The 18,243-nt window shown below is 72.1% G+C and carries 15 protein-coding genes and 1 pseudogene; 7 read left to right on the forward strand and 9 right to left on the reverse strand.

Translation table 11 applies throughout. The annotated features are described in order from the left end of the window. Window positions 1–126: 126 nt before the first annotated feature. The 4 genes from ACZ51S_RS08220 to ACZ51S_RS08235 all read right to left on the reverse strand — a co-directional run bounded on the left by ACZ51S_RS08220 (window position 127) and on the right by ACZ51S_RS08235 (window position 6,446). Window positions 127–1,356: a hypothetical protein gene (locus ACZ51S_RS08220; RefSeq protein WP_468960150.1), complete on the reverse strand. Its 1,230-nt coding sequence runs from the start codon at window positions 1,354–1,356 to the stop codon at window positions 127–129. A gap of 14 nt (window positions 1,357–1,370) precedes the next feature. Next, complete coding sequence (locus ACZ51S_RS08225) at window positions 1,371–2,144, reverse strand: DUF6928 family protein (RefSeq protein WP_468960152.1); 774 nt, start codon at window positions 2,142–2,144, stop codon at window positions 1,371–1,373. 190 nt (window positions 2,145–2,334) lie between these two features. Next, window positions 2,335–3,003, reverse strand: coding sequence for a hypothetical protein (locus ACZ51S_RS08230; protein WP_468960155.1), 669 nt, complete (start codon window positions 3,001–3,003; stop codon window positions 2,335–2,337). Then, window positions 3,000–6,446 carry a CHAT domain-containing protein gene (locus ACZ51S_RS08235; RefSeq protein WP_468960158.1) on the reverse strand — a complete coding sequence of 1,149 codons (3,447 nt, stop codon included), beginning with the start codon at window positions 6,444–6,446 and terminating at the stop codon, window positions 3,000–3,002. The genes ACZ51S_RS08230 and ACZ51S_RS08235 overlap by 4 nt, the downstream gene beginning before the upstream one ends. Before the next feature lie 402 nt (window positions 6,447–6,848). On the opposite strand from ACZ51S_RS08235, the pseudogene ACZ51S_RS08240 reads away from it, so the two are divergent. The 4 genes and pseudogenes from ACZ51S_RS08240 to ACZ51S_RS08255 all read left to right on the forward strand — a co-directional run. Next, a pseudogene (locus tag ACZ51S_RS08240) lies at window positions 6,849–7,001 on the forward strand (hypothetical protein); the annotation flags it as partial. Between the two features lie 181 nt (window positions 7,002–7,182). Continuing rightward, complete coding sequence (locus tag ACZ51S_RS08245) at window positions 7,183–7,365, forward strand: hypothetical protein (protein WP_468960161.1); 183 nt, start codon at window positions 7,183–7,185, stop codon at window positions 7,363–7,365. Between the two features lie 316 nt (window positions 7,366–7,681). Then, complete coding sequence (locus ACZ51S_RS08250; RefSeq protein ID WP_468960164.1) at window positions 7,682–8,917, forward strand: WD40 repeat domain-containing protein; 1,236 nt, start codon at window positions 7,682–7,684, stop codon at window positions 8,915–8,917. Continuing rightward, window positions 8,914–9,765 (forward strand): hypothetical protein, encoded by an 852-nt coding sequence (locus ACZ51S_RS08255; RefSeq protein ID WP_468960167.1) that lies wholly within the window; start codon window positions 8,914–8,916, stop codon window positions 9,763–9,765. Before ACZ51S_RS08250 ends, ACZ51S_RS08255 begins: the two co-directional genes overlap by 4 nt. Window positions 9,766–9,814: 49 nt before the next feature. Here ACZ51S_RS08255 and ACZ51S_RS08260 read toward each other — a convergent pair whose 3' ends face one another. Together ACZ51S_RS08260 and ACZ51S_RS08265 are read right to left on the reverse strand one after the other, a co-directional pair. Next, a complete protein-coding gene (locus tag ACZ51S_RS08260) occupies window positions 9,815–10,072 on the reverse strand; it encodes a DUF2795 domain-containing protein (RefSeq protein ID WP_468960170.1) in 258 nt (85 codons plus the stop codon). A gap of 24 nt (window positions 10,073–10,096) precedes the next feature. Continuing rightward, window positions 10,097–10,303, reverse strand: coding sequence for a hypothetical protein (locus ACZ51S_RS08265; RefSeq protein ID WP_468960173.1), 207 nt, complete (start codon window positions 10,301–10,303; stop codon window positions 10,097–10,099). Window positions 10,304–10,681: 378 nt separating this feature from the next. Here ACZ51S_RS08265 and ACZ51S_RS08270 point away from each other — a divergent pair, with 378 nt between their 5' ends. Further along, window positions 10,682–11,056 carry an ArsR/SmtB family transcription factor gene (locus ACZ51S_RS08270; RefSeq protein ID WP_468886133.1) on the forward strand — a complete coding sequence of 125 codons (375 nt, stop codon included), beginning with the start codon at window positions 10,682–10,684 and terminating at the stop codon, window positions 11,054–11,056. A 32-nt stretch (window positions 11,057–11,088) separates the two neighbouring features. Here the strand turns inward: ACZ51S_RS08270 and ACZ51S_RS08275 are convergent, their stop codons facing one another. Genes ACZ51S_RS08275 through ACZ51S_RS08285 form a run of 3 tightly spaced genes read right to left on the reverse strand, consistent with a single transcriptional unit; the run spans window position 11,089 to window position 15,133 of the window. Continuing rightward, window positions 11,089–12,306, reverse strand: a complete 1,218-nt coding sequence (locus ACZ51S_RS08275) for an NAD(P)/FAD-dependent oxidoreductase (RefSeq protein WP_468960176.1) — start codon at window positions 12,304–12,306, stop codon at window positions 11,089–11,091. Then, the gene (locus tag ACZ51S_RS08280; protein ID WP_468960179.1) at window positions 12,303–13,700 is read right to left on the reverse strand and encodes an FAD-dependent oxidoreductase; all 1,398 of its coding nucleotides are present in this window, start codon (window positions 13,698–13,700) and stop codon (window positions 12,303–12,305) included. Before ACZ51S_RS08280 ends, ACZ51S_RS08275 begins: the two co-directional genes overlap by 4 nt. Continuing rightward, on the reverse strand, window positions 13,697–15,133 hold the full coding sequence (locus ACZ51S_RS08285) for an FGGY family carbohydrate kinase (protein WP_468802522.1): 1,437 nt from the start codon (window positions 15,131–15,133) through the stop codon (window positions 13,697–13,699). Before ACZ51S_RS08285 ends, ACZ51S_RS08280 begins: the two co-directional genes overlap by 4 nt. 481 nt (window positions 15,134–15,614) lie before the next feature. Between ACZ51S_RS08285 and ACZ51S_RS08290 the strand changes: the two genes are divergently transcribed. Further along, window positions 15,615–16,601, forward strand: coding sequence for a hypothetical protein (locus tag ACZ51S_RS08290; RefSeq protein ID WP_468802346.1), 987 nt, complete (start codon window positions 15,615–15,617; stop codon window positions 16,599–16,601). Between the two features lie 214 nt (window positions 16,602–16,815). Next, entirely contained in the window at window positions 16,816–18,240 is a 1,425-nt protein-coding gene (locus ACZ51S_RS08295) for an amino acid permease (RefSeq protein WP_388945213.1), read from the forward strand. Window positions 18,241–18,243 lie beyond the last annotated feature (3 nt).

Consider the following 18,243-nt stretch of genomic DNA (forward strand, 5'->3'; position numbering starts at 1 on the left):
ATAAGGGTCCCTGGCGGGCTCGGACCCGCCCGCCGGATCTCGACCAGCGGCAGACCGTCCCCACTCACACCAAGCGTCCCCGCCCCGAGGGTGCGGGGCGACGGTCGCCCCCACATCAAGGGCCGGTCAGCGGTAGACGGCTGGACCCACGTCCGCCATCACGAGGTCCGGCAGAAGGGACAGCGCGAGGTCTCGTGGGGCCGCGCAGGGGCTCTGGGAGCGTTCCGCAATGTCTGGAACCCAGGCCGCCAGCCGGTCCAGCGCGGCCCGCAAGTCAGGTTGATCACCACGGAGAAGTGCTGCCACGAGCGCCAAGACATCGGCGCGGGAGGTATCGACCGGGGCAGGGAGAGCTGCCAGCCGCTGACTGGTAACGAGAGCGTCGAGGTCGGAAGTCACTGCGGCGGTCAAGGCGGCTAGAACGAACCGCACGGCGTCGCCCTCCACCTCCCATTTCGCCAACAGAGCCGGCATTTCGCGGGCGATGGCCCGGCGTGTCATGCAGTCGGCGGCAGGCTCTTCCCAGACGTTTCCGAGGGCAGCGATGCGGTCCGCCAGGGAGGCAGCGGTCGCACGGCCGGTGACGGCGAGACGCAGCAGATCGCCCAGCAGGACGACCCGTGTTCCTGCAGGTACCGCGGCGTCGCGGATCAGGGCGGCCAGAAACGGAACTGCTGCGACCGTGGCATGAGTGCAGGTGCCCTGGTGAGCCACGGCATCCGCCAGTTCCCCAAGAAACTCGCCGGTGGAGTCGTGGGGCTCGCCGAAGGCGAACTCCTCGTCGAGCAGCCATTCGGCGACGTCCGGGATGTCTTCGGCACCCCCGTACATCTGCTCGGCAACGGCCACCACTGCCTGGACCACCTCGTCGGGCCGGCCGACTCCGGAGCATGACCACTGCGGTCCCGCAGCGGGCGGTACGGGCTCCACCGACAATGGGGCGGGCAGCGGCACCTCGGCGGCGGCCCGTTCGTGACGCAGGCCGACGCGGGTGAAGTGCTGCTCCAGGGTGGCCGCGTGTCCCTCAGCGCCGCCCTGTGCGAAGCCGCCGTGCGACCGGGCTATACCGGCGACAAGGATCCGTTCACTCCTGAGGAAGGGATCCAAAGCGAGACGGTCGTGGCCGGAGTAGACGGCCAGGGAGAACACCTGCCACCAGCCCTCCAACTCAGGATCCGCCGATGGTTTCCCGTACGCGGAGTTCGACGGATCGGACCGGAAGTGGTCGTGGGCACGGGCCGCGATCAGGCGGTGTCGCAGCTCAGCCAGCTCATCCGCGACCGCCCCGGCGGCTGCCTCGGTGGGCAGGTACGCCGAGTACTGGACACCCCACGCGGGTGGCGATCCGAGAGTCATCGCCCGATCACGCATCACAGCTCCGGTTCGCCCCCGAGCAGGACCACGCCAGACGTCCAGGCGCCCTCCGGGACAAGGTGATATGACGTGCCGCGCATGGGCTGTGCCGCCTCCTCCAAGTCAGCCTGGTGTTGCGCGAGGTCCGGATCGGCCGGGTTCGTGAGGCGGTACCCGTGGAGCCGGACTTCGTCCGGTTCTATGTCGGTGGGTTCCCGTCTGCCTTCCAGGATGAAGCCGAAGAATGCGCGGAGCGCTTCTTCGCCCAGTTCGAGCGGGTGAAAGGGCAGCGGATACGGCGCCGCGTCCACCCAGCCCGGGGCCAGCTCCACCCGGTGGTCACCTGACCAGTAGGGAGCCTCGAAGGGATACGGCTCACCGATGTCCTCGATGACCCCGCTGTCAGGCGACAGGCTCAGCGAGCGGACGAGCCGGCCGTCTTCCCAGACCGCGAAGGCGAGCCAGTCGATCACGCTGTGCATGGCGTGCAGGACCATCCTGCGTCCGGCACCCGCCGCGATCAGGTGCTCGGGCAACTGTGACGGGCAGTCGATCATGAGGCGCCGGTCGCAGACGATGTCCATGCCCGGGAAGCTCGCGGCATAGGTGAGTCCTTCGGCGGGATGGGTGCCCTCACCCAAAACCTCGCCCTCCGCAGCCTCCATGCCCCACCCCGGATACAACAGCCCCACGAGCTCGGCCGTTTCCACGACATCGGCTGCGGTCACCTGACCCAGGACGGTCGGGATGTCCCCTTCCGCGTACGCCAGCAGGCCTGTCTTGGCACCCACCCCACGAGCACCTCCCCCCTCGAATCCATGCGGGGATGAACGCTAGCCGAAGCCGCTGACAATGCAGGCGGGGCCACGGGCCGGACGGGGATTACCGAGAACCGCGGAGCCAGGCCTTCTCAGCCCGGCACGGCACCGAGCCCCCGACCGATCGTGAGCCAGCGGTGGCGGCCTTGCCTTCAGGTCCGGGTCACTCCGCCAGCACGATGGTGTGCGGTGTCGGCGCGAGCTGCGCGCGGTAGCGGCGGATGCCCCATCTGCGGTGCTCCAGCTCCGCCGCGACCATCACGTCGGCCGTGTTCGTACAGTCGGGCACCAGCTCCACCAGCGCGGCCACCGGGTGATCGCCGACCAGGGGGAAGCCCTTGACTCGCCGGAACTCCCACTGCGGGTTCGGCTGGGAAGCGCCGTGGCCCCGGACGATCCACTCCTCCCTCGCCGGTCCGGCTCCTGGCGGCTTCTCCACCCCTACGTCCAGCACGCCTGTCGTGACCGTGAAACTGACGCCCGTCCCGAGGCCGGGGACCGGGCGGGTGCGCTCACCGGGGTCGATCAGGCGCGCGATCGGCTGTACGTCACACTCCAGTGTAGACAGTGCGACGCCCAGGGAGGCATGGCGGAACACACCTTTGCTCTCCGGTGTCTCAGGGCGGAACGAGCACACCATGAGCAGTTGCCGGAACTCCCGGTCGGGTGTGGCCCTGAGGTAGGGCTGCCAGCCCGCCGGCGCGCTCGCGTGGGCGGCAGGCAGTAGGTCCCAGCCGAAAGTGAGCCTGCCGCGCAGCGGTGCGTCATCCACCGGGCTGCCGAGCGTACGCTCCGGCACGAGTTCGACGTCGTGCAGCCGAATCTCGGTCATGCGGAGGCTCCTTTGTTCCGACCGTGCACATAGGTGAACGCTCCCCAGTCACGGTAGTGGGGATACGTGGCACGCGTGGCGAGTTGGGCACCACGGAACGCCTGCTCCGGGTCCGCGCCGCGCGCGACTGCGTGATGCAGGTGGTGGTAGAAGTACGTGGTCGGCTCGGGGCGCACGGGCCACAGGCACCCGACGACGGCCTGCGCGCCCGCGGTGATCAGTGCCGAAGGGATGCCACGGACGTTGTCTCCGCGGTCGAATCGACCGAGCGCCGACTCGCAAGCGGCGAGCGTGACGAGACGTACGCCGCGCAGGTCGACATCCAGGAAGTCATATGCGAACACACGGCCGTCGTCGTCGCCGTCCGGCGTGAGGTAGAGGCAGTGCATCCACGGGGCGTCCTCGTCCAGCGTCCCGTGTACGGCGATGTGGACGACGTCCGCCGTGGACATCTCTGCGCGCAGCCTGTCGCGAGTGGCCGCACGACCGGTGAGGGCTTCAGCGCCTACCGCCTCGGCAACCTTCCGCGCATGCTCCTCCAGCGCCGGTTCGGCATGCAGACCAAAGGGAACACCCCCGGCAGCCGAGGCCAGTACGACGGTGTGGCCCTCACGCGCAGGTACGTCGACGGGTGCCAGGGCTTCGAGGCCGGCGATCGTGGTGACCGTCCAGTCATCGGCGATCAGACGGCCGCCCCTGCGGCACAGCGGTAGGGGCAGGTAGTGCAGAGCGCCGTGGGGCCAGGCCAGGATTCGGTCCTTGCCCTGGGCGCGCCACTTGTCCCACAGTTCGCTGCCGCCCAGCGGCAGGCCGGCCGACTCCAGCAACCGATCGCCCTCCGGGGTCACGTCGCCGAACAGCGGATCGCGTTCGATCTCAGTCCTGATCGCCTCGACCCGGTCCGCGTCCGGGTGCCGGTCGCCGTTCTCGTCCGCACCCTCGCCGAGATGCACCACGAGCTCCCGGCCCTGCCTGGTGACCGCGAGCAGCACGGCCGCGCCACTCACCGCCGCGGGCAGGAACCACGTCAACAGCACCGTTCGGTCGTCCAGCAGATCATGCGCCTTGGCCCAGATGCGTTGGTCGTCGGTGAACGGTGCCGAACGCCGACGCAGCTCGTCGTCGATGAACGACGAGATGCGCCACCGCAGGTTCCGGGCGATCTGCGTGCGGTCGTGGCCGCCGGGACGATGGTCGGCGTCCACCACGTTCAGCAGGTTTGGCGAGGCTCCGGCGGCGGCGGGATCCTCCCAGTCGCGCAACTTGCCGAGGAAGTGCTGGATGTGCGCGGGCAGCACGAGCGGGCCTTCGATGCGCCACCACGCGCCGAGCTCCGAACCCTTGCCCGCTTGGTGCAGGCCGAGTATCAGCCCCATCGGCAGCGTCTCGCTTTCCGCGGTGAGCTGCCAGACCGCCGAGTGCACGAGGTCGCGCAGTACCGCGCCGAGTTCGGGCGCGCCGCTCGTGTCGAAGTTCGGCACATCCACAATGATCGCGTACAGCGCGTTTCTGAGTTCGTCACCGCGGAGGTTGGCCAGCTGCCGCACAAGCGGCACCAGGCTCGCCTGCGCCAATTCCTCGAAGCCGAGCGAGGCGTAGGCGAGCGCCGCATACGTGTAGTAGCCCCAGGGGAACGGGACAGGGCTGGAGACCGGCTCGCGTGCCTCTGCCGACTGGTGGTACAGGTCGGCCGTGAGCAGCCGGACCTCCTCGTTCCGGCCGTCGCCCGCCTGGCGCAGGAGGGCGAGCCCCAACGCCGGCTGCCGCCGGTCGCGGGCGTGTGCGGCCGCATGCAGCAGGGCCGCGGATCGCTGCGCCGGCGTCCAGGACTCCGGGAACGACACCGACAGCGCCTGGTGGGGACCTGGGCATTCGCTCGGGTCGTCGGGCAGCGTGTGGAGCCTGGCCTCGATCAGCTGCCTGCGGTGGGCAGGGGCCCACCGGATGTCGAGCTGCCCAGCCCAGTCCAGCACGGTGCGCAGCAACCGCCGATCGGCCCGTTCTCGGGCCAGGTTGACGCCTTGGCTAATCGTTTTCGCGGTCACCGTACTGCCGTGGGCGGCGGCGAAATCGGCCAGTGGCGTCCCGAACACCCCTAGGAGAAGTGCGTCGGCCGTCTCCGGGGACATCCCGTCCACCGTCCTGAGGAGGAACAGTGCGAGGTCCGGCTCGTCGGCGGGCGACTCGTGCCATGCCGACAGGGCAGCACGGGCAGCGCCGCGGTGAACTCCCTCCTCGTCCGCGAGGATCTGCGCCAGTAGCGCCAGCAGCCGGGGCCTCCTCGGTCCACCATCCAGCTCCAGCGCACGCACCACCAGGTGTCCCGCTTCCACCACCAGCCGGTGGGACTCCGTCTGGAAGGGCTCCTCCTCGGTGAACCACGTGCGGTACAGGTCCGCGGCCAGCCGAGCGGACCATGTGGTCAGCAGCAGCTCGCGAGCGTAGTCGTCGGCGGCCAAGTCCTCCGGTCCCCGGGTGGCCATCCGCAGCCGAGCGCCTGCCAGCAGCGCGGCTTCCAGGTCGGCGGAGTCGCTCAGTCCGTCGATCAGCCGATCCGCCAGGGCTTCGGCCTCCGCGAACACGGCGCGGTCACACCGGTCCGCCACCAGGTGGATGCCCGCCTCGACGGTTCGGGAAGCCGCGACCCGCCAGGCAGCCTCCATCGCGCAGGCGTCGGTGACCTCGGTGACCAGTCGCCAGTAGACGTACATGAACTCCACCAGGCCACGGTGATCGAGGAACTCGTCCCGGAACAGCAGGTCCACCATCGCCTCAGCGGGCATCGCGCAGTGCTCCGCCAGGGCCTGCCGCACCTCCTCCATTTCGCGCGCCCGTCTCTTCGCCTCGTCCAGCGACATGATCCGATCGCACACGTAATGCGCCAGCTCCATGAGCTCGCCGACGGGGTCGATGACGAAGGTGGCTGTCGGCTCGCCATCCGCCTCGTGAGCAAGCTCACCGAAGCACACGGAGCCGGCGCACACCTTCCCCCGCCGCGTTTCGAAGACCAGCGCGCCCAGCGGATCATCTGTGGCAGGCAGCACGTGGGACACGACCAGCATGACCGAGCCCGAGGCGTCCGCCGCCTCCCTCCACCCCGGCGGCCGTTCCACGTCGAGGTCGTGCACGAGGGGCGCACCGTCAGGGCCGAGGACGGACAGCACACCGTCTTCGTCCTGCGTGACACACCACCGGGGGACGAGAGGGTGACCGAACGGCAATGCGTCCAGTGAGAGGAGCGCGGGCAGGCCCCGCGCGTACGCGCGGGTGAACAGGCTGCCCCCTGCCCCGCCACCTGTGGTGAACGGGCTGATGCCAGCCAGGCCGACGGCCAGGCCGGCATGCCGGACACACTCCACATCAGCGAGGAACGCCCACCCGGTGACCTCCCGTGAAAGTCGCACGCCATCCCCCTTCGCGCCGCCGGTCATCGACAGGTTCAACGGTGGCACAGGCACCGGCCGGACCAGTCCGGTTCCCAGACACCGGGACGGTGAGCTAGAGCGACGACGACGGGGGACGGCGGGCGCGGGTTGCCATCGGGCGAGGTGCACCGGTACTCGTCGCAACCACCGGCGCATCGGACGCCAGCTGGGTAAAGTGCGGGGCCTGCGGTCCACGACGTCGGGTGGTGGGGTGGGAAGGCAATTCTTCATCGCCTTGGGGAGCGGCAAGTACTGCCACCTTCCGAAGGAAGAGCAGCTGGCCTCCGTGCCCGGAGACGTACGGGCGACCACCGCGCTGTTCCAAGGGTTCGGCTACACGGCTGTGTTACCGGGCCGGGAGACTACGAAAGCGCCGGCCAGATCCGGCAGAAGCTGACCCATTGGTCGTCCGATGCCGATCTGACGGCTGACGACGTCGTGGTCGTGTACTTCGCAGGCCACGGTTCCGTGGAGGAGCGGGACCGGCACTACCTGCTCTGCTGGGACTCGCAGGAGGACGACCTCGTCTCCAGCGCCCTGGCCACCGAAGACCTCGTGCGCATCCTCTGCCGCGGCGAACTACGTCACCTGCTGCTGATCCTCGACACCTGCTCCGCCGGAGCAGGAAGCGACGCCGCCGCCGTCGCGCTCCAGAGGCCACGCCCGGCCCGTACTGACCGCGGCCTACCACTCGTACCGCAGTCGGGACCTGGCCGTCACCGGGAGCGAAGACGGATCCGCCCGCCTGTGGGACATGAGCACCGGCCAGGAATGCGCTTCTTCCCTGAAGGGCCACACCGGCCAGGTCTCGGCCGTTGCCGCCGCCGAGGTGGACGGCTCACTCGTCGTGGCCACAGGCGGATCCGACACCACGGTGCGATTGTGGGAGCCGTTTCGCGCCGCGGGCGCTGCGGCCGGCCCTGCTCACCGGGAGTGACTACGGAACGGTGCGTCTCTGGGACGCACGCGACGGCAGCGAGCTCTGTCCACCACTGGCCGGCCACATCGGGGACATCCGGCACCTGTCGGTCCGATCGAGCGGACGAACACTCGAGGTCGTCCTGTGCACCCCCTTGGGCCACGGATACCTGTGGCGCATCGAGTCCGGTCCGAGCGGCTTGACCGCCACCCTCCGTTCCCATTTCGACGCGTCCACCCTCACCCCCGCCGCCCGGACCGTAGGAGTCGGGTTCCACCAGGGGCGGCCGGTCGTCATCGTGAACCTCGACGGAAACGCGGTCCACGCCCGGGACATGGAGACGTACGCCGTCATAGGAGGACCGTATTCCGGCCACACCGGTTTCGTCGCGGCAGCCGCGCTCGGCTGCATCGGCAGCAGGACGGTCATGGCAACGACGTCGTGGGACAACACGTTCCGCGTCTGGGACCTGATCTCGGCCACCAAAGAGGGTCCGGCTCTGGACAGCTGTAACAACCGGGTCCCGGGCTCGCTGGCTCCGCCGGTCTTCGGGCGGATCGGGAACGTTCCGGTAATGATCGGCATCGGTTCGTTCCAGGTCCGCCTATGGAACCTGACCACCATGCAACCGCTGGGTGAACCTCTGTACGGCCTCGAACAGCATCTGCTTTCGGCCGACATCACCCGCACCGCCGGCGGTCGGTCCGTGGTCGTGACCGGCAGCCTCGACGGTGCTGTGCGTGTCCACGATCTGGAGACCGGCCGGCAGGTCGCCAGTCACCTGACCTCAGGGGCGTCCTCCACCTACCACGCCGTCACGCAGCCCATCGACGACGACGCGATCACGGTTCGCAGCAGCTGGAACGATGTCGAGGTCTGGGGTCTCGGCGCACGTCACAGACTGGCACGCCGGGCGGGCTATGCGCAGCTCGCAGGCGCCGGCGTCCTCGAAGGGCGCCCGGTCGTGATCTCCGTGGCCGGGGACTACACCCTCCACGCCTGGGATCTCGCCACGGAAGCTCCGGTATGTCCGCCCATGTCGGGGCACACGGCCATGGCCAACGCACTGCGGGCCGGGCAGGTGGGCGCCGTGCCGATCGTGGCCAGCGCTTCGTACGACGGAACCGTACTTCTGTGGGACCTCCGGACCGGCCACCCTCATGGGGAGGTGAGAACCGGCTACGAGATGGGGGCGACCGCACTGGATCTGGCAGTGATCGGCGGGCGCGACCACCTGCTGACCGGAGCCGGGGACGGCCGGGTCTGCATGGTTCCCCTGGACGGCCCCTCGTCCTCCGGCACCGAACTGGACCGGTTCCCGGCTGCGGTACGACGGGTGCGCGTGGCGAACTTGGCCGGCACTCCTACGCTCGTCGCCGCCGACAGGTACGGGCTGGTACGCGCCTGGGACCTCGAAGCAGCCACCGTTCAGGCGGAGATCAACGTCGGCAGCGGAATCAACGGTGTCGCCGTCGACGAGGCGGGCCGGATCTGCGTGGCGACCGACATGGGGCTGGCGGCGCTCCGCCTGACCCCCGCAGCCCGCAAGGCGCAGGGAGATTCCCGATGACCCGTGTCGTACTCGTCCACGGCATCGCGCAGCAGCTGAAAGGGCCCGAGACGATCGCCGAGGCCTGGCTTCCGTCCCTGAACGACGGCCTTGTCCCCTCAGGCTCCGGCACGCTGCCGCGCCACGGCGTATCGGCCGCCTTCTACGGTGACCTGTTCCGCCGGCCTGGACACCGCGGCTTGGGTGAGCCGCCCCTCGACGCGTCCGACGTGGAACCCGGACTCGAGCACGGGCTGCTCCAGTCGTGGTGGGGGGGGGCAGCTGCGGACGCCGAGGGCCGTGTGCCAGGACCGGATACCACTGGCCGGCTGCGTACCCGCCGCATCGTCCAGCGGGCGCTCAACGCACTCAGCCACTCGGCCTTCTTCGCCGACCTCGCCGAGGGCACGCTGATCGGCAGTGCACGCCAGGTCCGGCGCTACTTCACCGAACCAGAAGTCCGGCGGGCGGCAGGGGAACGTCTGGCTCGCGCGGTGACGGGCGAGACGGGGGTGATCGTCGCCCATTCCCTGGGCAGCGTCGTCGCCTACGAAGCGTTGTGCGCTCACCCGCAGTGGCAGGACCTCACGCTGATCACCCTCGGGTCTCCGCTCGCCGTACGCGGCCTCGTGTTCGACCGCCTTCTTCCCACCCCGCACGAGGAGTCGGCCCGGTGGCCCGTCCCCGTGAAGCGCTGGGTCAACATCGCCGATCACGCAGATGCCGTGGCACTGGTGAAAGAGCTCGCACCGTCGTTCGGAACCCGCGTCCAGGACCTGACGGTCGACAACGGTGCCCATGCCCACGATGTCCGCCCCTACCTGACTGCCCGCGAAACCGGCCGCGTTCTCGCCGAGGCGCTCGCCTGAGCAGCGGGGCGGCTGCGTCGGGGGGCGCCGTCCGGAGTGTTCCTCCGGGCTAGCTCCTGCCGAACACGATCTTCTGGACGTCGTCGGGGCCGTTGAAACGCTCCTTCGAGGAGGAGGCGAGTTCGCGGGTGATGCCCTCGTCCGCGTCGTTCTTCTTCGCCAGCTGGACGAGGTCGGCGCGCATCGCCGGGTGTTCCGCGCCCTTGAACGCCTTCCGCAGCTCGATGGGGTTGACGCCGGTCGTGTCCGCGCCGCCACACCTCCCAGAGAGTCGGGTACGCGCCTGGCGGTCCAGGCTTCCTATCATCGGTAAGGCAGCCGGGGTACGGCCTCAGCGGCCGCTGTCGTCTCCTTCCCGTTCGCCCTTCGGGCCGTGGCTCCGTTCGGTCCGGGGCGCCTTGGAGCGCCACTTCGGGTCCTGCTCGAGCCGTGCCTTGGCTTCGTCGTCGGCGTGCTGGTCCGGGATGCCCCGGTCCTCTGCCTGCCTGCGCAGATCCGCCCGCCGTCTGTCGAACTCCTTGCTCCCGGGTTCGGGCATCGGGCCCGCCTCCAGCGGTGTCAGGGCGCGGAGCCCAGTCCGAGAGCCTGATGACGTCCTCGACGTTGGTGTACGTGCCGCCGTCGGGCAGTTTCCGTGCCGCGTCCAGCGCGGCGGCCGGGGCGAGCCGTCCAAACCAGTCGGTGCCGGCCGTGCGGTGGATCGGCCGCTGTTCGCCCTCGGCCACGCCCGCAAGTCCCGGCCGCGCCGCGCAGTGCGGGATCCGCGCCGGTGCGGTCGACGTACGTGACCAGGCACGGCGGGTCCTGGCCGGACAGCTTCAGCAGCGGCGCCAGCCGCAGCAGCGGGGACCGGCTGCTCAGGAGGCGCTGCGGCGGACGGGTCCCCTTCCGATTCGACACGTGTCAACATAGACGTATGTCGAACATCGAGGAGCTGCCGCTGCTGGAGCCGGATCCTGCGGTCCCGGCCTGCTGCCCGCCGCTGGCCGAGCGTCCCTTCAGCGCCGAGGAGGCGGAGCGTACCGCCCGGATGTTCAAGGCCCTCGGCGACCCGGTGCGGCTGCGCCTGTTCTCCGCCGTCGCCTCCCACGCGGACGGGGAGGCGTGCGTGTGCGACATCTCCGACGTCGGCGTCTCCCAGCCGACCGTCTCCCACCACCTGAAGAAGCTCAGGGAAGCCGGCCTGCTCAGCTCCGAGCGCCGCGGCACCTGGGTGTACTACCGCGTCGAGCCGTCGGTGGTGGCCGCCATGGGCCGCCTCCTCGCCACGGCCGCCGACCGCTCCGGCTGAGGGAGCGGAGGGAGCACCGGGAGCGGCGGCCGTCAGGCGGTGCCCACCACCACCGGGCCGCCCGCCGGGTCGACCCCCGCCGTCCACCCCGGCGGCAGCCTCAGTGAGCGCCACGCCGGCACCCGGCCCGGGAAGCGGCGGCGCCACAGCAGGCGGCCGTCCTGCGACACCTCCACCACCGGCGCGGTCAGCGGCACCGCGGAGCGCAGCAGCAGCGGGCGCCGCGCGGGGGCCGTGACGCGGTTCGGCGTCACCCACGCGAGCGGGGCCCGTACGAGCAGCGGCGGGCCGGCGTCGGGCCAGGGGGCTCCCGCGAGGCGGGCCAGGACCGGGGCGGCGGCGGCCCGGCCTTCGGCGGCCGCGGTGGCCGCGCGCTCCACGCCGTGCAGGGCGTTGCCGACGGCGAAGACCCCGGGCGTCCCCGTGCGGAAGGCGGCGTCCACGCGGGGTCCGAGGGTGCCGGGGTCGACGGGCACGCCGCCGCGGCGGGCCAGTTCGTGCTCGGGGATCCAGTCGCCGGTGAAGACCACCGTGTCGCAGGCGATGACCCCCGAGCGGCCGTCCCGGTGGCGGACCGCCACTCCGGAGAGCCGGCCCCGGCCGCGCAGCTCGCTCACCGCGGTCGCCGTGAGCAGCGGAATCCCCGGTACGGCGGTGCCGCGCGCGTGCTCGGTGAGGACCGCCACCACCTCCGTGCCCGACCGCCGCAGGGTGCGCACCGCGTGGCGGGCCACCGGCTCGGCGCCCACCACCACGGCCCGGCGGCCGACGGGGCGGCCGCGGAGGTGGACCGACTGCTGGAGCTCCCCGGTGGTGAGCACTCCGGCCGGGCGGGTGCCGGGCACCAGCCGGGCGCTGCGGGGACGTTCCCGGGCGCCCGTGGCGAGGACGACGGCCCGGGCCGTGAGCCGTTCCAGCCCCGACGGGCCGGTGGTCTCCAGGGCCAGCGGTCCCGCCCAGCCGGTGGCGGTGACGCCGGTACGGACGACGGCACCGGCGGCCAGGGCCGCGGCCACCGCCCGGCGTGCGTACGCGGGTCCCGGCAGCCAGGGCAGCGGCGGCCGTCCGAAGCCGCCGTGGTGGCAGTGGCGGGGTACGCCGCCCGCCTCCTCCTCGCGTTCCAGTACCTCGACCCGGCCCGCGCCCGCGGCCGCGACGCGGGCGGCCAGGGCCAGCCCGGCCGGGCCCGCTCCGACGACCAGCACGTCGACCGTGCGGTCCGTGCGGCCCGTGCTGTCCGTACGGCTCACCGGCGGGCCTCCTCGAACAGCGCGCGGACGGCGGCGCCGCAGTGGAAGCCCTGGCAGCGGCCGCCACGGGCGCGCGTACGGCGCCGGAGTCCGTCCAGGGAACCGGGCGGGACGGTACCGGCGAGCGCGTCGCGGATCTCCCCGCGGGTCACGCGCTCGCAGTGGCAGACGATCCGGCCGTACTCGGGGTCCGCCGCGATCAGCTCGGCGTCGCGGTAGGGACGGCGGAACGCCTCGCCCAGGTTCGGCATCCGCACCGGCTCCGGTTCCCGTGGCCCGGCCACCGGGAGACCGCCCTCGGCGAGGAGCTCCACCACGTGGGACGCGATCGCCATGGACGCGGTCAGACCCGTCGAGCGGATCCCGCCCACGGTGACGTACCGCTGCGCGGGGTGGGCGCGGATCGCGTAGTCCTCGGACCCGGTGGCGGCCCGCAGTCCCGCGTACACGGCGGTGACCTCCTCCTCCAGGAGCGCGGGCAGGATCCGCCGGCCCCTCTCCCGCAGCAGTGCGATCCCTTCGGCGGTGGACCCGGTGGCGGTCTTGTCGTCCAGGTCCTCGGCGGTCGGCCCGAGCAGCACCTTCCCGTGGACCGTCGGCGTGACCAGCACGCCCTTGCCGAGCGCGCCCGGTACCGGCAGCAGGATGTGCCGGACCAGGCCGCGGGCGAGCTCGTCGAAGACGATCAGCTGGCCGCGCCGGGGGGTCACCGTGAAGTCCGCGTGCCCGAGCAGCCGGTCGACCGCGTCGGCGTGCAGGCCGGCCGCGTTGACCAGGTGGCGGGTGCGCAGTACGCCGCGGCCGGTGTCCAGCAGGTGCGGGTCTCCGGGGATGACGGACCGGACCGGGCAGTTCAGGTGCAGGTCGACGCCCGCGCGGACGGCCTGCGTCGCGTACGCGAGGGTGGTCGACCAGGGGCAGATGACGGACTCGCCGGGCACGTCGAGCGCCCCGAGCACTCCGGGTCCGAGCTCCGGCTCGCGGGCCCGCACCTCTTCGGCCGACAGGATCCGGGCCTGGTGGTAGCCGTTGCGCTCGGCCTTGCCGGCGAGGCCGGGCAGCGCGGCGCGCTGCTCTTCGTCCCAGGCCACGAGGAGGGCCCCGAGCGGCTCCACCGGGATGCCGCTCTCGGCGGCGTACGCGGCGAGCCGCCGCCCGCCGTCCCGGACCAGCCGGGACTCCAGGGACCCGGGCACCGCGTCGAACCCGGTGTGGAGGATGGCCGTGTTGGCCTTGGAGGTGCCGTCCCCGACGTCGTCGGACGCCTCGACCAGGGCGGTCCGCAGGGGCAGCCGGGCCAGTTCGCGGGCGATGGCGCAGCCCACCACGCCGGCGCCGATGACCGTCACGTCGTACTCCCCGCCCGGCAGGGCGCCGCGGGTGGTGACGCTCATGCGGGGCCGTCGAGCAGGGCGGCGACCGCGGTACGGAACCGTGCGCGGCGCTCGGCGGCCTCGCCCGCCCCGGCCCGGGGCTCGTAGACGGCGGAGGGCTTCCACTCGGGGACGGCGTCGCGGACCGTGAGGGAGGGGTCGAGGCCGAGCCGGGCGACCGCGCCGACGCCGAGGGCGGTGGCGTCCGGCAGCGCGGACACCTCGACGGGGATCCGGAGCAGATCGGCCTGGGCCTGCATGAGCAGGGCGGACCGGGTGAGGCCTCCGTCGACGCGGAGGGAGGTCAGCGGCGCGCCCAGGTCGGCGGCGGCCGCGTCCGCGAGCTCGGCGACCTGGGCGGCGATGCCGTCGCACAGGGCGTGCACCAGGTGTCCGGCGGTGGTGCCGAGGCCGAGTCCGGTGACCGAGCCGCGCAGATCGCCCCGCCACCAGGGGGCGGCGAGCCCGGCGAGCGCGGGGACGAAGGTGACGCCGCCGGAGTCGGGGACGCTCCCGCCCACGGCGTCGATGTCCGCGGCGCCGGAGATCACGCCGAGATCGGTGAGCCAGCGTACGGCGGAAGCGGCGGTGTACACCTGGCCGTCGAGGCAGTAGCTGGTCCGTCCGGCGATCCGCCAGGCCACGCAGCCGACCAGTCCGGAGGAGCTGCGGCGGGGGTACGGTCCGGTCTGGGCGAGCAGGAACGCGCCGGTGCCGTAGGTGCACTTGGCGGTGCCGGGGGCGGTGACGCTCTGGGCGAGCAGGGCGGCCTGCTGGTCGACGAGCAGTCCGGTCAGCGGCAGTTCGGGACCGAAGGCGGTGGTGGTGCCGACGCGGGAGTCCGCGTCGACGATCCGCGGCAGTGGCTCGCCGGCGAGGCCGAAGACGTCGAGGGCGGCCTCCGACCAGCCGACGGTGTCGAGGTCGAGCAGCTGCGTACGGCCCGCGGTCGCCGCGTCGGTGACGAACTCGCCGGTGAGGCGGTGCACCAGCCAGGCGTCGCTGGTGGTGACGACGCCCCGCCGCGTCAGGTGGCGGCGTATCCAGGCCATCTTGGGGGCGGCGAAGTACGGGTCGAGCGGCAGCCCGGTGCGCTCGCGCAGCAGCTCGGCGTGCGGCGACAGTTCGCTGCACAGCGGTGCGGCGCGCCGGTCCTGCCAGACGATCGCGTCGGTCAGCGGTTCGCCGTTCGCCGGGTCCCAGGCGAGTACGGTCTCGCCCTGGTTGGCCAGGCCCACCGCCGCCACCGGTTCACCGGCCGCCGCCAGCGCGGCCCGCCCGGCGTCGACGACCGAGCCCAGCAGCTCGCCCGGGTCCACCTCCACCCGGCCGTCGGGCAGGTACCGGGGCCGTACGGGAGCGGAGGCGGAGCCGATGACCCCGCGCTCCGGGCACAGGACGAGGGCCTTGGTTCCCGAGGTGCCTTGGTCCACAGCGAGCACCGGGCCCGTCATCACCACTCCGTCCGTGTTGCGGCAGGTCGTCGATCGCGTCAGCGACCGGGTCGGCGACCGGGCCCCAGCCAGGTCGTCGATCACGTCGGCGACCACGTCAGCCATCGCCGGTCGGAAGCCTTCACCAGGGGAGGTCGCCCGTCAAGATCCTCCCGAGCGCGCGGCGGCGGCACTGACGTTCAGTCATGTCCCGTGTCTGGCCTGAAACTTGCGTCCGAAAGGTGATGCGTGTGCGATCGGCCGCCCCCGCTCTATAGTGATCGCCGGTCAACGGGCGGTAACGGCGCCGCCCGTGACCCAACGGCGGGGGTTCGCCGGGCAGTTCGCGCATGGTTCACGCATCCCTGGTGCTGGCCCGGCCGCAGTGCGGCTACCGGACGCCGGACGGACCCGACCCGTCCCTCCAGGCGATCCGAGGACCGATGACCACGATGACCGCAGTACGAGCCGGCTCCGGCCGCACGTCCCCCGGGGCGAGGTGATGGCCGGCGGCGATTTCCGGCCCGTCTACCACCCCGCCGGCCTCGACGACGACCTCCGCGCCGCCGTGCAGGACCTGCGCACCGGCCGCTGGCTGTCGATGGCGCGGCTGCTGGAACGTACGGACGGCTGGGGCCTGTGGACCCAGCGCACCCAGGTCCTCGCCGCGGTCGCGGCCGGCTCCGACGTGGTCCAGGCCTGGAGGGCCGAGCAGCCCACCAGCGTCGCCGCGGCCGTGATGCACACCCGGGTCACCGTCGAACGCGCCGTCCGCGCCCACCGCGCGGGCCACCCCCGCACGCACGAGCTGTGGCAGGAGGCCTGGCAGGCCTGCCGGACCACCACCGGTATCAGCCCCGCCGACCCGGTGCCCTGGGTCTGCCTGCTCGCCCTGGCCCTCCTCGACGAACACCGCCGGATGGACGAGCACCGGCAGCGGCCGCCCGGCCCGATGCTGCCCCCCGGGCCCTGGGGCATCCTCGCGCAGGCCGACGAGCGGGACCCGTACAACCGCGAGGCGTACCACCGGATGCTCCAGTTCATGTACGCGGGCCCGGCCGGACCGCGGCCGCACTCCGAGGCCGTCAACTTCGCCCGCTGGGCGGTGGACACGGCACCGCCGGGGTCCGCCGTCCACCTCCTGCCGCTCTACGTCCACGTCGAGCGCTACCGCCGCGAGGGCGGGCAGGAGCGGGCCCTCGACCTGCACTGGCTCACGGACGACGCCATCCGCGACGCCGTCCACGCCCTGGAGGCCTGGTTCCCGTACGCCGACCCGGCGTACGCCTCCCCGCTCGACCTGAACCACCTCGCCCACGCCCTGTGGGGAGCCCACCAGTTCGAGGGGGCGGCCCGGGTCTTCGAGGCGATGGGCGGGTACTGGACCACCCTGCCGTGGGCCCGGCGGACCCGCGATCCGGCCGACCCGGCGCCGGCCGAGGAGGTGTTCCTGCGCGCCAGGTCCCGGAGCCTGGCCGGCCGGGACTGACCCTCCCGCCCTCCTCCCGCCCCCGCTGCGCAGCGCCGGCTCCCCCGCCACCGCTGTTCCCGCTCTCCACCCCCGTCCCCCGCTCCACCACTTCGGAGGTACCCCCGTGTCGCGCACCACGCCGGCAGCCCGCCCGGACCACAAGCTCCCACCCCGCCAGGACGAGGAGGAGCGGCTCAGAGAGCTCGGCTACCAGCCCGTCCTGGCCCGCCGGATGGGCGGCTTCGGCAACTTCGCCATCAGCTTCTCGGTCATATCCGTACTGTCCGGCTGCATGACCCTGTACGGCTTCGGCCTGGGCACCGGCGGCCCGGCCGTGATGCTGTGGGGCTGGGCGGGCGTCGGCCTCTTCGTCCTCTGCGTGGGCCTCGCCCTGGCCGAGGTGACCAGCGCCTACCCCACCTCCGGGGCGCTCTACTACATGGCCGACCGGCTCGGCGGTCGGCGCTGGGGCTGGTACACGGGCTGGCTGAACCTGCTCGGCCTCCTCGGCGCCATCGCCGGCATCGACTACGGCGCCGCGCTGTTCACCGGCGCCTTCCTCAACCTCCAGTTCGGCTTCGTGCCCACCCCGGGCTCGACCTTCCTGATCTTCCTGGCGATCCTGCTGCTGCACGCCGTGCTCAACCTCTTCGGCGTCCGTCTCGTCAGCGTGCTCAACTCGATCAGCGTCTGGTGGCACCTGGCCGGCGTCGCCGCGATCGTCGGCGCCCTGGCGCTGGTCCCCGACCACCACCAGCCGGCCTCGTTCGTCTTCACCGAGTTCGTCAACGACACCGGCTGGGCCAACCCGTTCTACGTGGCGGCGATCGGCCTCCTGCTCGCGCAGTACACCTTCTCCGGCTACGACGCCTCCGCGCACCTCTCGGAGGAGACCTCGAACGCCTCCGTCTCCGCGGCCAAGGGAATCGTGCGGGCCATCTGGGTCTCCTGGCTCGCCGGGTTCGCGCTGCTCGCGGGGCTGACCTTCGCCATCCAGGACTACGCGGCCGTCCAGGGCACCGCCACCGGGGTCCCGCCCGCCCAGATCTTCCTCGACGCCCTCGGTTCCGGCGGCGCCTCCGCCCTGCTGCTCGTCGTCATCGTCGCGCAGCTGTTCTGCGGCAACGCCGAGGTCGCCGCCGCGAGCCGGATGGTCTTCGCGTTCAGCCGTGACAACGCGCTCCCCGGCTCCTCCCTGTGGCGCCGGGTGAGCAGCCGCAGCCAGACTCCGGTCCCGGCCGTCTGGCTCTCCGTCGCCGCCGCCGGCGTCCTCGCGCTGCCCTCCCTCTACTCGGCCACCGCGTACGGGGCCGTGACCGCCATCAACGTCATCGGCATCACCCCGGCCTACGCCATCCCGGTCTACCTGCGGCTGCGCGCCGGCAAGCGGTTCCGGCCCGGCCCGTGGAACCTGGGGCGCTGGAGCAAGCCGGTCGGCTGGATCGCGGTCGTCTGGGTGGGCCTGGTCACCGTCCTGTTCTGCCTGCCGCAGAAGTCCCCGGTGACGGTCGACTCGATGAACTACGCGGTGATCGCCCTGGTGGTCGTCCTGGCCCTCGCCAGTGTGTGGTGGTACGCCGCCCGGCGCTCGTACGGGACCCCGGCCCCCTACGGCAACGCCCGCGAACAGGCGGACATCGCGGAGGACATCGTCTGATCC

The sequence above is a fragment of the Streptomyces sp. NPDC034043 genome, from assembly GCF_055575675.1.

Coding starts and splice junctions, on each gene's coding strand:
- ACZ51S_RS08245 (WP_468960161.1), top strand. CDS start 7,183: ATGAGCACCGGCCAGGAATGCGCTTCTTCCCTGAAGGGCCACACCGGC.
- ACZ51S_RS08270 (WP_468886133.1), top strand. CDS start 10,682: ATGTCGAACATCGAGGAGCTGCCGCTGCTGGAGCCGGATCCTGCGGTC.
- ACZ51S_RS08280 (WP_468960179.1), bottom strand. CDS start 13,700: ATGAGCGTCACCACCCGCGGCGCCCTGCCGGGCGGGGAGTACGACGTG.
- ACZ51S_RS08260 (WP_468960170.1), bottom strand. CDS start 10,072: ATGATAGGAAGCCTGGACCGCCAGGCGCGTACCCGACTCTCTGGGAGG.
- ACZ51S_RS08220 (WP_468960150.1), bottom strand. CDS start 1,356: ATGACTCTCGGATCGCCACCCGCGTGGGGTGTCCAGTACTCGGCGTAC.
- ACZ51S_RS08295 (WP_388945213.1), top strand. CDS start 16,816: ATGGGCGGCTTCGGCAACTTCGCCATCAGCTTCTCGGTCATATCCGTA.
- ACZ51S_RS08250 (WP_468960164.1), top strand. CDS start 7,682: ATGGAGACGTACGCCGTCATAGGAGGACCGTATTCCGGCCACACCGGT.
- ACZ51S_RS08290 (WP_468802346.1), top strand. CDS start 15,615: ATGGCCGGCGGCGATTTCCGGCCCGTCTACCACCCCGCCGGCCTCGAC.
- ACZ51S_RS08285 (WP_468802522.1), bottom strand. CDS start 15,133: ATGACGGGCCCGGTGCTCGCTGTGGACCAAGGCACCTCGGGAACCAAG.
- ACZ51S_RS08230 (WP_468960155.1), bottom strand. CDS start 3,003: ATGACCGAGATTCGGCTGCACGACGTCGAACTCGTGCCGGAGCGTACG.
- ACZ51S_RS08265 (WP_468960173.1), bottom strand. CDS start 10,303: ATGCCCGAACCCGGGAGCAAGGAGTTCGACAGACGGCGGGCGGATCTG.
- ACZ51S_RS08255 (WP_468960167.1), top strand. CDS start 8,914: ATGACCCGTGTCGTACTCGTCCACGGCATCGCGCAGCAGCTGAAAGGG.